Annotated in this window: 14 protein-coding genes; 12 read left to right on the plus strand and 2 right to left on the minus strand. The window is 64.7% G+C overall.

Annotated features, from left to right (window positions below; all coding sequences use genetic code 11):
* Positions 1-23: 23 nt before the first annotated feature.
* Entirely contained in the window at positions 24-659 is a 636-nt protein-coding gene (locus tag EN804_RS29385; RefSeq protein ID WP_135921880.1) for a LysE family translocator, read from the minus strand.
* Between the two features lie 127 nt (positions 660-786).
* On the opposite strand from EN804_RS29385, the gene EN804_RS29390 reads away from it, so the two are divergent.
* Positions 787-1,485, plus strand: coding sequence for a YafY family protein (locus tag EN804_RS29390; RefSeq protein ID WP_135917616.1), 699 nt, complete (start codon positions 787-789; stop codon positions 1,483-1,485).
* Between the two features lie 3 nt (positions 1,486-1,488).
* On the opposite strand, the gene EN804_RS29395 is transcribed toward EN804_RS29390, so the two are convergent.
* Positions 1,489-2,598 (minus strand): Gfo/Idh/MocA family oxidoreductase, encoded by a 1,110-nt coding sequence (locus tag EN804_RS29395; protein WP_135917618.1) that lies wholly within the window; start codon positions 2,596-2,598, stop codon positions 1,489-1,491.
* 148 nt (positions 2,599-2,746) lie between these two features.
* Between EN804_RS29395 and EN804_RS29400 the strand changes: the two genes are divergently transcribed.
* The 11 genes from EN804_RS29400 (at position 2,747) to EN804_RS29455 (ending at position 13,778) form a co-directional block, all read left to right on the plus strand.
* Positions 2,747-3,592 (plus strand): MurR/RpiR family transcriptional regulator, encoded by an 846-nt coding sequence (locus EN804_RS29400; protein ID WP_135921881.1) that lies wholly within the window; start codon positions 2,747-2,749, stop codon positions 3,590-3,592.
* A gap of 155 nt (positions 3,593-3,747) precedes the next feature.
* Positions 3,748-5,682 (plus strand): 5-dehydro-2-deoxygluconokinase, encoded by a 1,935-nt coding sequence (gene iolC, locus EN804_RS29405; protein ID WP_135921882.1) that lies wholly within the window; start codon positions 3,748-3,750, stop codon positions 5,680-5,682.
* A gap of 35 nt (positions 5,683-5,717) precedes the next feature.
* Positions 5,718-7,568, plus strand: a complete 1,851-nt coding sequence (gene iolD, locus EN804_RS29410) for a 3D-(3,5/4)-trihydroxycyclohexane-1,2-dione acylhydrolase (decyclizing) (RefSeq protein ID WP_135921883.1) — start codon at positions 5,718-5,720, stop codon at positions 7,566-7,568.
* Positions 7,569-7,686: 118 nt separating this feature from the next.
* Positions 7,687-8,604, plus strand: coding sequence for a myo-inosose-2 dehydratase (gene iolE, locus EN804_RS29415; protein WP_127871208.1), 918 nt, complete (start codon positions 7,687-7,689; stop codon positions 8,602-8,604).
* 64 nt (positions 8,605-8,668) lie between these two features.
* Entirely contained in the window at positions 8,669-8,902 is a 234-nt protein-coding gene (locus tag EN804_RS29420) for a DUF3329 domain-containing protein (RefSeq protein WP_127871209.1), read from the plus strand.
* A 304-nt stretch (positions 8,903-9,206) separates the two neighbouring features.
* On the plus strand, positions 9,207-10,019 hold the full coding sequence (gene iolB, locus EN804_RS29430; protein WP_127279305.1) for a 5-deoxy-glucuronate isomerase: 813 nt from the start codon (positions 9,207-9,209) through the stop codon (positions 10,017-10,019).
* A 152-nt stretch (positions 10,020-10,171) separates the two neighbouring features.
* Positions 10,172-10,879 carry a DUF1045 domain-containing protein gene (locus tag EN804_RS29435; protein ID WP_135921884.1) on the plus strand — a complete coding sequence of 236 codons (708 nt, stop codon included), beginning with the start codon at positions 10,172-10,174 and terminating at the stop codon, positions 10,877-10,879.
* Positions 10,880-10,910: 31 nt separating this feature from the next.
* Complete coding sequence (locus EN804_RS29440; RefSeq protein WP_135921885.1) at positions 10,911-12,050, plus strand: alpha-D-ribose 1-methylphosphonate 5-triphosphate diphosphatase; 1,140 nt, start codon at positions 10,911-10,913, stop codon at positions 12,048-12,050.
* Positions 12,047-12,676 carry a phosphonate metabolism protein/1,5-bisphosphokinase (PRPP-forming) PhnN gene (gene phnN, locus EN804_RS29445; protein ID WP_167531402.1) on the plus strand — a complete coding sequence of 210 codons (630 nt, stop codon included), beginning with the start codon at positions 12,047-12,049 and terminating at the stop codon, positions 12,674-12,676. Before EN804_RS29440 ends, phnN begins: the two co-directional genes overlap by 4 nt.
* A 134-nt stretch (positions 12,677-12,810) precedes the next feature.
* Positions 12,811-13,566, plus strand: a complete 756-nt coding sequence (locus tag EN804_RS29450) for a COG4280 domain-containing protein (RefSeq protein WP_135921886.1) — start codon at positions 12,811-12,813, stop codon at positions 13,564-13,566.
* Positions 13,563-13,778: a hypothetical protein gene (locus EN804_RS29455; RefSeq protein WP_127279298.1), complete on the plus strand. Its 216-nt coding sequence runs from the start codon at positions 13,563-13,565 to the stop codon at positions 13,776-13,778. The genes EN804_RS29450 and EN804_RS29455 overlap by 4 nt, the downstream gene beginning before the upstream one ends.
* Positions 13,779-14,003: the final 225 nt, after the last annotated feature.

Genomic DNA, 14,003 nt, shown 5'->3' on the forward strand with positions numbered 1-14,003 from the left:
TGCGGGAGGGGCGGCGCCGGGACTTACGCCGCCATCAGCCCTTCCCATGCGGTGAAGACCGAGACCGCGAACAGCAGCAGCCCGGCGGCGCGCCCGGCAAGGACGGTCGCCCGCGGATTGGCGATCAGAAGGCTGCGGCTGCGGCCGGCAGAAATGGCCAGCCCGCCATAGATCGCCGCCTGCGTCAGCACGGTCAGCAGGCCCATGATCGTCGCCTGCATCCAGATCGGACCGTAGTGCGGTTTCAGGAACTGAGGGTAGACGGCCAGGACGAAGAGATAGGCCTTCGGGTTGATCAGGCAGGTCACGAAACCCTGGCGAAACGCTTTCCATGCGGAACGGCTGCCGGCCGGCCCCTCGCGGCCGACGGTGATGGAGCTGCGCATCAGCGTGATGCCGATATAGGCCATGTAGGCGGCGCCGGCGATCAGCAGCGGCTTGAACAGGATCGGCACGAAATGCATGAGCAGGCCGACGCCGACAGCGCCGTTCAGCGTGTGTACCATGCCGCCGACCATGATGCCGCCGGTCGCGGCCAGCCCTCTGTCGCGTCCGCCGGTCAGCGCGTTGGCAAGCACGAACAGCATGTCCATGCCTGGAACGGCGATGATGCCGAACAGGAGAAGAAAGAAAAGCCAGAGATTTTCCGCGTAGCTCATGTCAGTTGCCTGTCGCCTCTTGGGGGCGTGCCGCCAAGGAATTGTTGATTTTCAAGCCGATGGGCGATCCTATAGATCGAGCCAACTGACGATGGTGTGTCAGTTGTGATCACAGCCGGGGAGAAAAATGCGCAAGGCCTCGCGCCTGTTCGAGATCATCCAGATCCTGCGGCTGGCCAGGCAGCCGGTGACGGCGGCAATGATTGCCGGGCAACTGGAAGTGACGATACGCTCGATCTACCGCGACATCGCCGCGCTGCAGGCCATGCGCGTCCCGATCGAGGGCGGCCGTGGCATCGGCTATATCCTGCGTCCCGGCTTCGACCTGCCGCCGCTGATGTTCTCGATCGAGGAGATGGAGGCGATCGTGCTGTCGCTGGCGTTGCTCGAGCGCACGGGAGACGACGAGCTCAAGCAGGCGGCCAAGCGCGTCAGCGCCAAGATCGCCGGCGCGGTGCCGCCGCCCTTGCGCCAGACGCTCGACGCCAATGCGCTGCATGCCTGGGGCTTTGCCGCGCCCGCCGCCGGCACGATCGACCTGGCGCTGGTGCGCCGCGCCATCCGCGACGAGGAGAAGCTCGACCTTTCCTACCGCGACGAAGCAGGCCGTGCCTCCGAGCGGCTGATCCGCCCGATCGCGCTGATCTACTACGCCGAAACCGCCAACATCGTCGCCTGGTGCGAGCTGCGCCAGGCAATCCGCAATTTCCGCAGCGACCGCATCGAGGACTGCCAGCCGACCGGGTTACGCTTCAAGGACGAAGGCGACCGCTTGCGGCAAATCTGGGTCAATGGCTGGGAGACGAACGCGGCTATAGGCGTCTGACTTTTACCTTACATCCACCCAGCGCTTTTCCGCATGCGAACGCGCCATCGCGTGCACGGTGCGCTCGATCTCCAGCCCTTCGGCGAACTCGATAAGCCGGGCCGGCTTGCCGGCCAGCCGCGTCAGCAATTCGTGGCACTCGATGATCTTGAGATCGTTGAAGCCGAGGCTGTGGCCGGGCGCCGGCACGAAAAGATCATAGGGCTTGTGCTGCGGCGCCACCAATATGGTGCGATAGCCCTGTTCGGTCGGTCGGTCCGACGTCAAATAGAGCTGGAATTCGTTCATCCGCTCCTGGTCGAACAGGATCGAACCCTTGGAGCCGAAGATCTGGATGGCGATACGGCCCTTGCGGCCCCAGGCCGAGCGGTTGACCTGCAGCGTTCCGGCAATGCCGTTTTCCAGATGCATCAGCACGCTGGCGATATCGTAGGTCTCGACCGCGCGCCGCCCGCCCGCCGCCAGCTTGCGGTCGGCATAGGGCTTGGCCATGTCGCAGATGACGCTGGCGACGCGGCCGAACAACGCCGTGACCAGCGACAGCGGATGCACGGCGAAATCGTCGAGCGCGCCATAGCCGGAAGTCGCTTCGTGCTTCCAGAAGAACGGCGCCTCGGGATCGGCCATGAAATCCTCGTCCATCTCGATGCGCAGATGGTTGACCTCGCCGATGATCTTCTCGTCGAGCAGCGCGCCGATGTGACGGATGGCCGGGCTCTGGATGTAATTGTAACCAAGCGCGGCAATCTTGCCTGATGTCTTGGCGGCGGCCGCCATTGCCTCGGCCTCGGCGAAGCTCGGCGCCATCGGCTTTTCGCACCACAGATGCTTGCCGGCTTCGAGGATGGCGATGGCCATTTCCGGATGAAACTGGTTGGGCGTCGTCAGCGAGACGACGTCGACCTCCGGATCGTTGACGACGGCACGCCAGTCGCCGGACGCCTTGGCAAAGCCGAACTCGCCGGCCTTGCGCCTGGCAAGGTCCTCGCTGACCTCGCCGAGATGGACGAGCCGCGGCTTGGTCGCATCGGGGAAGACGGCTCCCACTGCGCTCCACGCGATGGCGTGGCACTTGCCCATGAAACCCGTACCGATAAGACCTACGCCGACCATCCAACTTTCTCCACTGCCTGAGCGATGGATGGATGAATTAGTCCATTTTCTCCGGAAATGGAATGTCTGCCTCATTTTTTATGGCGTTCTTGCGCAGGCCCGCTATGATGGGGCACAGAGAGCCTCCAGACAGGCTTGGGCGGAGACGATGGACGAACAGGTACCTCGCGACTTCGAGACGCTGCGCGCCACCATTCTGGACCGGCGCGAGAGCCTGCCCAAGCGCATCGCGCAGATCGCCGCCTATGCGCTCGACAATCCGGACGACATAGCCTTCGGCACCGCCGCCAGCATCGCCGCTTCGGCCGGCGTGCAGCCCTCGACCCTGATCCGCTTTGCCCAGCAACTCGGGTTCGACGGCTTTACCAGCCTGCAGCAGGTGTTCCGCGAGCGGTTGCGCGAGCGCAACTCCTCCTATGACGAGCGGCTGCAGGCGCTACGCGCCAAGGCCGAGGGCGGCGCCGGCCACCGGGCGATCTTCGACGGTTTCATTGCCGCCGCCAGCACCTCGCTCAACGACATTTCCCGCACACTGGACGACGCGCATCTGGAAGACGCTATCTCGCTGCTGGCAAAGGCGCAGACCATCTATGTCTTGGCCAAGCGGCGCTCCTATCCGGTGGCGAGCTATATCGCCTACGCGCTGGGCAAGCTGAAGATCCGCAACCAGCTGATCGAATCGGCTGCCGGCCTGAATGCCGAGATGGTCGGCTTCGCCACGCCGGCGGACGCCGTCATCGCCATCAGCTTCTCGCCCTACGCACCGGCCACGATCGAGGAAGCGCGCAGCATTTCCGAGCAGGGCGTACCGATCGTTGCCATCACCGACAGCTCATTCTCGCCGCTGGCCCAGTTCGCCAGGGTCTGGTTCGAGGTGGCCGAGGCGGATTTCGCCGGTTTCCGTTCGCTGTCGGCGACAATGGCGCTGGCCATGGCGCTGACCGTCGGCGTCGGCGAGAAGCGGCGTGACGTGAGCCGCAAGCGCAAGGCTTGACCAGACATCCAAAAAGGCAATTTTAGGCTAGGGAATGCTCATTCCATATTGACTATGGATTGGAATTATTATTTCATATTGCTGGCGCCACGCTGCCGCTCGCGCGTGTTACCCAACAATGTTGTCCATGACGACAAGACCGACGGGAGGTTCCAATGAGCGAAGCCGTGGACGCAAGACAGGCGCCGCTCGATGTCATCACCATCGGTCGCGCTTCCGTCGACCTCTATGGCCAGCAGATCGGCTCGCGGCTCGAGGATATCACGTCCTTCGCCAAGTCGGTCGGCGGCTGCCCGGCCAACATTTCGGTCGGCACGGCGCGGCTCGGCCTGCGCTCGGCGCTGCTGACGCGCGTCGGCGACGAGCAGATGGGCCGCTTCATCCGCGAGCAGCTGAAACGCGAAGGCGTCAACACCGACGGGCTGAAGACCGACAAGGAACGGTTGACCGCGCTTGTTCTGCTTTCGGTCGAGAGCGAAGGCGTTTCGCCGATGATCTTCTACCGCTCCGACTGCGCCGACATGGCGCTTTCGGAAGAGGATATCGACGAGGCGTTTATTGCCTCGGCCCGCGCCATCGTCGTCACCGGCACGCATTTTTCCCGCCCCAACAGCGACGCCGCCCAGCGCAAGGCGATCCGCATCATGAAGGCCAAGGGCGGCAAGGTGGTCTTCGACATCGACTATCGGCCGAACCTGTGGGGTCTCGCCGGTCACGCCGAAGGTTTCGAGCGCTACGTCAAGTCGGACCGGGTCTCGGCCCAGTTGAAGACGGTGCTGCCCGATTGCGACCTCATCGTCGGCACTGAGGAAGAGATCATGATCGCGTCCGGCGCCGACGACTGCCTGAGCGCGCTGAAGACGATCCGCGCCCTGTCCTCGGCGACCATCGTCTTGAAGCGCGGCGCCATGGGCTGCATCGTCTATGACGGGCCGATCAGCGACGATCTCGAGGACGGCATCGTCGGCGAAGGGTTCCCGATCGAGATCTACAATGTGCTGGGCGCCGGTGACGCCTTCATGTCCGGTTTGCTTCGCGGCTGGCTCGGCGGTGAAAGCTTCAAAACCGCGGCGACCTGGGCCAACGCCTGCGGCGCCTTCGCCGTGTCGCGGCTGCTCTGCGCGCCGGAATATCCGACCTTCGAAGAGCTGCAGTTCTTCCTCAAGAACGGCAGCAAGCATCGCGCACTGCGCAAGGACGAGGCGATCAACCACATCCATTGGGCAACCACCCGCCGGCGCGACATTCCTTCACTGATGGCGCTCGCCTGCGACCACCGTGTGCAGCTCGAGGATGTGGCGGCCAAGACCGGCGCCGATCCAGCGCGCATCCGCGATTTCAAAGTGCTGGCGGTCAAGGCGGCGGCCAAGGTCGCTGCCGGCCGCGACGGCTACGGCATGCTGATCGACGAGAAGCATGGCCGCGAGGCGATGTTCGAATTCGCCAGGCATCCCTTTGCCTGGCTGGGCCGGCCGGTGGAATTGCCGGGCTCGCGGCCGCTGCGCTTCGAATTCTCGCAGGATATCGGCTCGCAGCTCACCGAATGGCCCGTCGATCACTGCATCAAGTGCCTGTGCTTCTACCACCCTGACGATCCGGCGGAACTCAAGGAAGAACAGCAGCAGAAGCTGCGCGCGCTGTTCGAGGCCGCGCGCAAGGTCGGCCGGGAACTTCTCATCGAGATCATCGCCGGCAAGCATGGCAAGCTCGACGACACGACGATCCCGCGCGCGCTGGAGGAACTCTATGCGCTCGGCATCAAGCCGGACTGGTGGAAGCTCGAGCCGCAGGCGTCGAGCGGCGCCTGGGCCAAGATCGAGGCGGTGATCCTGAAGCACGATCCCTGGTGCCGTGGCATCGTGCTGCTTGGTCTGGAAGCGCCGCAGGACGAACTGGAGGCGGCTTTTGCCGCAACCGCCAAGGCGCCCATCGTCAAGGGCTTTGCCGTCGGCCGCACCATCTTCGTCCACGCGGCCGAACAATGGCTGGCCGGCAAAATGTCCGATGACGAGGCGGTCGCGGACATGGCCTCGCGCTTCGAACAGTTGACCGAGGCGTGGCTTGCCGCGCGCGGCCGCAAGGCGGCATAACAGGCCGCGACACAGGGACTGCGGAGGAAAACACGATGAGCAAGACAATCCGCCTGACGATGGCGCAGGCGCTGACCCGCTTCCTGTCCCGCCAGATGACCGAGATCGACGGCAGGACAGTGCCGATCTTCGGCGGCGTCTGGGCGATCTTCGGCCATGGCAATGTCGCCGGCATCGGCGAGGCGCTTTACCAGGTGCGCGATGAGCTGCCGACCTTCCGCGCCCACAACGAGCAGGCGATGGCGCATGCGGCGATCGCCTACGGCAAGGCCAATTTCCGTCGCCGCTTCATGGCCGCGACCTCTTCGATCGGCCCCGGCGCGCTGAACATGGTGACGGCGGCTGCGCTTGCCCACGTGAACCGGTTGCCCGTCCTGTTTTTGCCGGGCGACGTCTTCGCCAACCGCATCCCCGACCCGGTGCTGCAGCAGGCCGAGGATTTTTCGGACGGCACCGCGACGGTCAACGACTGTTTCCGGCCGGTGTCGCGCTATTTCGACCGCATCACGCGGCCGGAGCAGATCATACCGGCGCTGAGCCGCGCCATGCAGGTGCTGACCGATCCGGCCGATTGCGGCCCGGTGACGCTGTCGCTCTGCCAGGACGTACAGGCCGAAGCCTATGACTATCCCGAGAGCTTCTTTGCCGAGCGGGTCTGGCGCCAGCGCCGGCCGCGTCCGGACCGTAGCGAACTGGCGGCGGCCGTGGCGGCACTCAAGGGAGCCAGGAAGCCGCTGATCATCGCCGGCGGCGGCGTTCTCTATTCGCAGGCTTCCGACGAACTGGCGACGTTCGCCGAAGGCGCCGGCATTCCGGTCTGCGAGACGCAAGGCGGCAAGTCCTCGCTGCCGGACGACCACAAGCTCAACATGGCGGCGGTCGGCGTCACCGGCACTTCGGCCGCCAACCGGCTGGCGGAAGAGGCCGATGTGGTGCTCGCCATCGGCACGCGCCTGCAGGATTTCACCACCGGCTCGTGGGCGCTGTTCAAGAATTCCGGCAAGACCATCATCGGGCTCAACGTGCAGCCCTTTGATGCCGGCAAACACCGGGCGCTGCCGCTGGTCGCCGACGCAGCGGAAGGGCTCGCCGAGCTCGGCGCCGCGCTGCAAGGCTGGAAGGCGCCTGTCGCCTGGACCGACAATGCGGTCACTGGCAAGACCACCTGGCAGGCCGACGCGGCCAAGGTGACGGCATCGACCAACGTCGCCTTTCCATCGGATGCGCAGGTGATCGGCGCCGTTCAGCGCGCCATGGGATCAGGCGTGACGCTCCTGCATGCCGCGGGCGGCCTCCCGGGCGAATTGCACAAGCTCTGGCAGGCGGGCGCGCCCGGCTCCTACCATGCCGAATACGGCTTCTCGACCATGGGCTACGAGATCGCCGGCGGGCTCGGCACCAAGATGGCGAAGCCCGGCGAGGAGATCGTCGTCATGATCGGCGACGGCTCCTATCTGATGCTGAATTCCGAGATCGCCACCTCGGTGATGCTCGGCCTGAAACTGACCATCGTGCTGCTCGACAACAGGGGGTTCGGCTGCATCAACCGGCTGCAGATGGCGACTGGTGGTGCCAACTTCAACAACCTGTTGAAGGACTCGCGCCACGAGATCCTGCCCGATGTCGACTTTGCCGCGCATGCCGCCAGCATGGGCGCGACATCAGAAAAAGTTTCGTCGATCGCCGGGCTGGAGACGGCGCTGGCTCAGGCGAAAAAGAACGACCGCACCACCGTGCTGGTCATCGACACCGACCCGCTGGTTTCCACCGATGCCGGCGGGCACTGGTGGGACGTGGCGGTGCCCGAGGTCTCGGCCCGGCCGCAGGTGAACGCGGCGCGCAAGGCCTATGACGAGAAGCGGCGGATGCAGAGCGTCGGCGATTGACGCCGGCGCTGAAGCTCCTTCCTTCTCCCCGTCTCTATACGGGGAGAAGGTGCCGGCAGGCGGATGAGGGGCAGCGCCAACCAACAGGTAATAAGCAGTTCTAACCCGGAGTGACGACTTGAAAGCCAAACTGGGCATGTCCCCCATCGCATGGTGGAACGACGATCTTGCCGAACTGAGCGATGACGTGTCGCTGGAAGAATGTCTGCGCCAGTCGCGCTCTGCCGGCTTCACCGGCATGGAAATGGGCCGGCGCTTTCCCAACGACCCAAAGGTGATGCTGCCGATCCTGAAGGCCGCCGACGTCACGCTATGCGGCGGCTGGTTTTCCGGCACGCTGGTCGACGAGGAGATGGCTGCGAACAAGGAGCGCATCCAGCCGATGATCGACCTGTTCAAGGCGGTCGACGCGCCCTGCATCGTCTATGGCGAGGTCGGACGCTCGATCCAGGGCGACCGCTCCAGGCCGCTCGCCACCAAGCCGAAACTTTCGGGCGACGAAATGAAGGCCTACGCGCGGCGCCTGACGGAATTCGGCGAATGGTGCGCCGAGCAAGGCATGCCGCTTTCCTACCATCACCACATGGCGGCGGTAGTCGAGACCGAGCCGGAACTCGACGCCTTCATGCGCCATTCCGGCGAAGGAATCCCGCTGCTGCTCGATGCCGGCCATCTGGCCTTTGCCGGCGGCGATGTGCTGCGCGCCATCGACAACCACCACAAGCGCATCAGCCATGTCCATGTGAAGGATGTGCGCATGGATGTGATCGACAAGCTCGACCGTACGAAGCAGTCCTTCCTCGACGCCGTGGCGCTCGGCGCCTTCACAGTGCCGGGCGACGGCTCGCTCGATTTCGGCGCCATCGTGCAGCGCTTCGCCGATCATGGCTATGAAGGCTGGTTCGTGGTCGAGGCCGAGCAGGACCCCAGGAAGAACCCGCCGTTGAAGATGGCGCAGGTCGGCTACAAGGAGCTGATGCGGGTGATGACCGCCGCCGGCTACACGGTCGAGACGCAGGGCTTCCCGAATGTCTGAAGGCTGGATTGGTCGCCACGGGTGGCTTATCTGAGAACTGGTTCGGCAACTCTCGGATGGCGCGATGAAAGATTATGAACACCCGTTCTTCCGGCCGCTGTGGCGGCGCATCGCCGTCGTCGCGGTCTGCGTCATCTGGTCGATCATCGAGTTCGCCAGCGGCACGCCGTTCTGGGGCGTGATCGCGCTCGGCTTCGCCGGCTATGCCGTCTGGCAGTTTTTTTATCTGTACAAGCCCGTGGAGGAGGCGAAGGCGACGCCTGAGGAACCCAAGGTCGGCATCGAACCCAAGGAATGATGGAAGAAGTTCCAGTGGATTGGATACGTGCGTAACGGATCGCATACGTTGGTGATTGGCCGAAACGCTCCTCGCTTCGTCATCCTAGGGCGGAGCAAGGAGCGCAGCGACGCGGCGCAGACCCTAGGATCCATGCCGTTGGATTGAAGCGTTGCGACGGTGCAGAATTCCGCTCCGCTCCGCTGCGGGGTCACGGAATGGATCCTAGGGTCTCCGCGACGGAGCTTCGCTCCTGCTACGCCCTAGGATGACGAAGTTGGGAGGCTTCGGCCGATCTCGAAGATTTGCGATAGGAGAGACAAAAATGTCGAAACTGCTCGTCAAAGCCGACAAGGGCAATGGCCGCGTCGCGCATGTCACGCCGCAAGGCGCTGGCTGGACCTATGTCGGTTTCGATCTGCATCGGCTGAAGCCCGGCCAGAGCGCCTCGGGACAGTCGGACGACCGCGAAGTCTGCCTGGTCTTCGTGACCGGCAAGGGTACGGCAAAAGCCGGCGGCAAGGATCTCGGCCTGCTCGGCGAGCGCATGTCGCCTTTCGAGGGCAAGCCGTGGTCGGTCTACGTGCCGCAGGGATCGGACTGGTCGGTGACGGCCGACACCGAGCTGGAACTCGCGGTATGCTCGGCGCCCGGCCTTGGCGGCGGCTTGCCGGTCCGGGTGATCGGGCCGGACGATCTCGGCCAGGAGGTGCGCGGCAAGGGCACCAACACGCGCTACGTCACCAACATCCTGCCTGAGGGGCAGCCGGCCGACTCGCTTCTGGTGGTCGAGGTCATCACGCCCGGCGGCCACACGTCGAGCTACCCGCCGCACAAGCACGACCAGGACAATCTGCCCGCTGAATCCTATCTCGAGGAAACCTACTACCACCGCCTCAACCCGCCGCAGGGTTTTGCCTTCCAGCGCGTCTATACCGACGCCGACAAGGATGGCCGGCGCGCGCTGGACGAAGCCATGGCGATCGAGGACGGCGATGTCGTGCTGGTGCCCAAGGGCTATCACCCTTGTGCCGCCTGCCATGGCTATGACCTCTATTACCTCAATGTGATGGCCGGGCCGAAGCGGACGTGGAAATTCCACAACGCGCCCGAGCACGAATGGTTGATGAAGGCCTGACCGTTCTGCGTTTCCGGTTGAATTTGTTGGTCCAGTTGGGAAAAATCGTCGGCTAACGACCCTGAGGGTCGATTTGCCTTCGAAAACCCTTCAAAGCTTCGTCAATCCGTCATGGAAATCACCTATGGCAACGTTTCTGACGAGGACTTCCCATGCGTTATGCCATCTATTTCACCCCCAGGCAGGACGAGCCGCTGGCGCGTATCGCCGCCAACTGGCTGGGCCGCGACCCGTTCGGTGCCGCGACCGGCCCGGTTGAGGCCGTGGCCGACCTGTCGGCGGCGGAAGTGGCCTTCCACACCGCTTCGGCGCGCCGCTATGGCTTTCACGCCACGCTGAAAGCGCCCTTCCGCCTGGCCGCCACCGAGACCGAGGCTTCGCTGCGCGCGGCGCTAGACCATTTTGCCGAAGCAACGCCGGTTGTGACGATCCCGCGTCTGGTCGTCAGCCAGATCGACAGCTTCTTCGCGCTGGTGCCGGATGGTCCGCTGCCTCCGCTCAACCGCTTCGCCGACGACGTCGTGCGCGATTTCGACCGGTTTCGCGCGCCGTTGAGCGAGGCCGAGATCGAGCGGCGCAGCCCGGATTCGCTGAAGCCGGCGGAGTTTCGCAATCTCTGCCAGTGGGGCTATCCCTATGTTTTCGAGACCTTTCGCTTCCATATGACCCTGTCGGGCCGGGCCGGCCCACAGGAAAGCCCTCGCCTGCGCGCGGCGATCGACGGCCTTTTCGCCGATGTGCTGCGCCAGCCCGTGCTGGTGGATGCGCTGACATTGTTTGTCGAACTCGAACCCGGTGCGCCGTTCATGGTGCTGTCCCAGCACGCGCTTGGACGCCGCCCGGCCAGAAAAACCGCCTGACAGGCGCCGGAAGAAGCAAGGACCAGCCGCAATGACCGCCGAAACTGTTCTTTCCAACGCCCGCATCGTTCTTGCCGACGAGATCGTCGAAGGCTCGCTGGTGCTGCGCGACGGCTTTATCGCCGGCATCGATGCCGGCGCGGCCCGGACCGGCGAGGACATGGGCGGCGACTTCATCATTCCAGGACTGGTCGAACTCCACACCGACCATCTCGAGGGCCATTATGCGCCGCGGCCGAAAGTGCGCTGGAACCCGATCGCCGCGGTGCTTGCCCATGACGCGCAGGTGGCGACCGCCGGCATCACCACCGTGCTCGATGCGCTCCGCGTCGGCATGGACGAGGACGCCGACCTGACATCGGACGACATCCGCAAGCTGGCCGATGCGATCGAGGACAGTGTCCAGCAGGAGCGGCTGCGGGCAGACCATTTCATCCATCTGCGCTGCGAGGTCTCGGCACCGGACTGCCTGAGGGCCTTCGCCAATTTCGAGACAGACGACAGGGTGAAACTGGCGTCGCTGATGGATCATGCGCCGGGCCAGCGCCAGTTCGTCAACCTTGAAACCTACGCCTACTACTACCAGCGCAAGCTGAAGCTCTCGGATCAGGATTTCAAGAAATTCTGCGAGAAGCGGATGGGCGAGTCGGCACGCAATTCAGGACCGAACCGCGTCTTCATCGCCGCCGCCTGCCAGGAGCGCGGCATCGTGCTCGCCAGCCATGACGACGCCACGTCGGCTCATGTCGACGAGGCCATCGAGCAGGGCGTGAGGGTCGCCGAGTTCCCGACCACAGAGGAAGCGGCGCGGGCCTCGAAGGCCGCCGGGCTCGGCGTGCTGATGGGCGCGCCCAATGTCATGCGCGGCGCCTCGCATTCGGGCAATGTTTCGGCACGCACCCTGGCCAGTGACGGCCTGCTTGACATCCTGTCGTCCGACTACATCCCCTTCAGCCTGATCCAGTCGGCCTTCTTCCTCGGCGACATGGTCGAAGGCATTTCGCTGCCGCAGGCCGTCGCCATGGTCTCGAAGAACCCGGCGCAGGCCGTCGGCCTTGACGACCGCGGGATCATCGAACAGGGACGCCGCGCCGATCTGGTGCGGGTGCGCGTCGACGATCGTGTTCCGGTCGTGCGCACCGTGTGGCGGCAGGGATGCCGGGTGGCATGATGGTGTCGGCCTTGATCGAGCGCGAACTGTCCGCCGAAACCTTTCCGATCCGTCATGGCGTCTTTGTTGCCGTCGTAGGCCCTAGCGGTGCCGGCAAGGACACGGTGATCGGTTACGCCAAGGCGCTTTTCGCCGACGAGACGCAGCTGGAGTTCGTTCGCCGCGTCATCACCAGGCCGAGCGATGCGGCGAGCGAGGATCACGACACGCTGGCCGACGCCGCCTTCGCCGAGGCCGAGGCCGATGGCGCCTTCGCCATCTCCTGGGAAGCGCATGGCCTGCGCTATGGCCTGCCCGCCGATGTCGACTGGTCCGTTTCCAATGGCCACGTCGCCGTTGCCAACGTATCGCGCGCGGTCATCCCCACCTTGCGCGAACGCTATGCCAATCTGGCGATCGTCGAGATCACCGCTTCGCCCCAGGTGCTGGCCGAGCGGCTGGCGATGCGCGGCCGCGAGTCGCGCGGCGAAGTGCTGGCACGGCTGGCGCGCAGCGCCAGTGTGACCTTGTCCGGCCCTGGCGTCACCTCGATCGACAACAGCGGTCCGCGCGAGGTGGCCGGTGAGCGCTTCGCCGAGCTGCTACGCAAGGCAATGGCCTTCTCCGACATGTCGGGGCTGATCTGATCGAGGCCAGTTTCACCCGTCTGCTTGCGCTGCCGCCGGAACGCTTTGGGCTGCTGGCCGCGTAGGGTGATTCTGGACTACGATCCGGGAATTCGCCCCCAGGGAATCAGGGTCGAGCAAGACAGGAAGCCTTGATGCAGACACTGACACCCATCCTCTCGACAGTCACGGCGGCATTTCTCGCCTCCCTGGTCGAGGTCGTCGAAGCCTTCACCATTGTGCTCGCGGTCGGGGTGACACGCAGCTGGCGTCCGGCCTTGACGGGTGCTGCGCTGGCTCTGGCAGTGCTGGCAGCCCTGGTGCTGGCGTTCGGGCCGCTGCTGGCGCTTGTCCCCATCAACACGCTGCAGTTCATCGTTGGCGTGTTGCTGATTCTGTTCGGCATGCGCTGGCTGCGAAAAGCCATCCTGCGCAGCGTCGGCGTCATCGCCCTGCATGACGAAGAGGCGGCCTTCGCCAAGGAAACCGCCGCGCTGCACCGGCAGGCTGACGATCGGCGCGCCGACTACATCGCCGGGCTGGCCTCGTTCAAGGCGGTGCTGCTCGAGGGTGTGGAGGTGGTGTTCATCGTCATCGCTGTCGGCGCCGCGCATGGGCAGACATTTTACGCCGGCATGGGCGCGCTGGCCGCTTTCGTCTTGGTGATGCTTGTCGGTCTCGCTGTCCACCGGCCGCTGGCGCGCGTGCCCGAAAACGCCCTCAAATTCGTGGTCGGCCTGATGCTGACCAGCTTCGGCATCTTCTGGACCGGCGAGGGCATCGGCGCCGACTGGCCGGGTGCCGATCTTGCTCTGCTCGCCATCTTCGCCATCGTCGCGCTGGCATCCTTCGCCATGGTGCGCTGGCTGCGCGGCACCAATCCCACAGCCGCCGGAGGGCTCGCCCGATGAACGTCCTTCGCCTTGTCGCCAGGGAATTCTTCGGCATGTTCGTCGATGACGGCAGTCTGGCGCTGCTGGCGCTGGTCCTTGTGGCCGCGGTTACCGCGGGGGTGAAGCTGCTCGCATTGCCGCCGCTGCTCGGCGGCGCCCTCCTGCTCGTCGGCTGCCTTGCCATCCTTTTGCAAAGCGTTCGCCGCGCCGCACGCCACGCTCACCGGTAGCGGACAGGCTTCAGCGGCGCCACGGGGATCATCATCGTCTTGCCCCGGCACCCTTGACTCACGTCCAGATGGTACCGGTATCAAATGCGCGAAGCCCCCTAGAGCGGTTCCTGTTTTGAGAGAATCGTAGGATTCCCAAAGCAGCTGGTTTGTGATTCAAGATGCTGGCTGGATTGGAGGCCAGCATCTGATGACGCGAGCGCTTTCAAACGATCTCCGTGAGCG

It is taken from the genome of Mesorhizobium sp. M8A.F.Ca.ET.161.01.1.1 (assembly GCF_004792105.1).
Taxonomy (GTDB): Bacteria; Pseudomonadota; Alphaproteobacteria; order Rhizobiales; family Rhizobiaceae; genus Mesorhizobium.

Excerpts from the sequence above, each read along its gene's own strand:
- EN804_RS29385 (WP_135921880.1), bottom strand. The coding sequence starts at position 659 with ATGAGCTACGCGGAAAATCTCTGGCTTTTCTTTCTTCTCCTGTTCGGC.
- EN804_RS29390 (WP_135917616.1), top strand. The coding sequence starts at position 787 with ATGCGCAAGGCCTCGCGCCTGTTCGAGATCATCCAGATCCTGCGGCTG.
- EN804_RS29395 (WP_135917618.1), bottom strand. The coding sequence starts at position 2,598 with ATGGTCGGCGTAGGTCTTATCGGTACGGGTTTCATGGGCAAGTGCCAC.
- EN804_RS29400 (WP_135921881.1), top strand. The coding sequence starts at position 2,747 with ATGGACGAACAGGTACCTCGCGACTTCGAGACGCTGCGCGCCACCATT.
- iolC (WP_135921882.1), top strand. The coding sequence starts at position 3,748 with ATGAGCGAAGCCGTGGACGCAAGACAGGCGCCGCTCGATGTCATCACC.
- iolD (WP_135921883.1), top strand. The coding sequence starts at position 5,718 with ATGAGCAAGACAATCCGCCTGACGATGGCGCAGGCGCTGACCCGCTTC.
- EN804_RS29420 (WP_127871209.1), top strand. The coding sequence starts at position 8,669 with ATGAAAGATTATGAACACCCGTTCTTCCGGCCGCTGTGGCGGCGCATC.
- iolB (WP_127279305.1), top strand. The coding sequence starts at position 9,207 with ATGTCGAAACTGCTCGTCAAAGCCGACAAGGGCAATGGCCGCGTCGCG.
- EN804_RS29435 (WP_135921884.1), top strand. The coding sequence starts at position 10,172 with ATGCGTTATGCCATCTATTTCACCCCCAGGCAGGACGAGCCGCTGGCG.
- EN804_RS29440 (WP_135921885.1), top strand. The coding sequence starts at position 10,911 with ATGACCGCCGAAACTGTTCTTTCCAACGCCCGCATCGTTCTTGCCGAC.
- phnN (WP_167531402.1), top strand. The coding sequence starts at position 12,047 with ATGATGGTGTCGGCCTTGATCGAGCGCGAACTGTCCGCCGAAACCTTT.
- EN804_RS29450 (WP_135921886.1), top strand. The coding sequence starts at position 12,811 with ATGCAGACACTGACACCCATCCTCTCGACAGTCACGGCGGCATTTCTC.
- EN804_RS29455 (WP_127279298.1), top strand. The coding sequence starts at position 13,563 with ATGAACGTCCTTCGCCTTGTCGCCAGGGAATTCTTCGGCATGTTCGTC.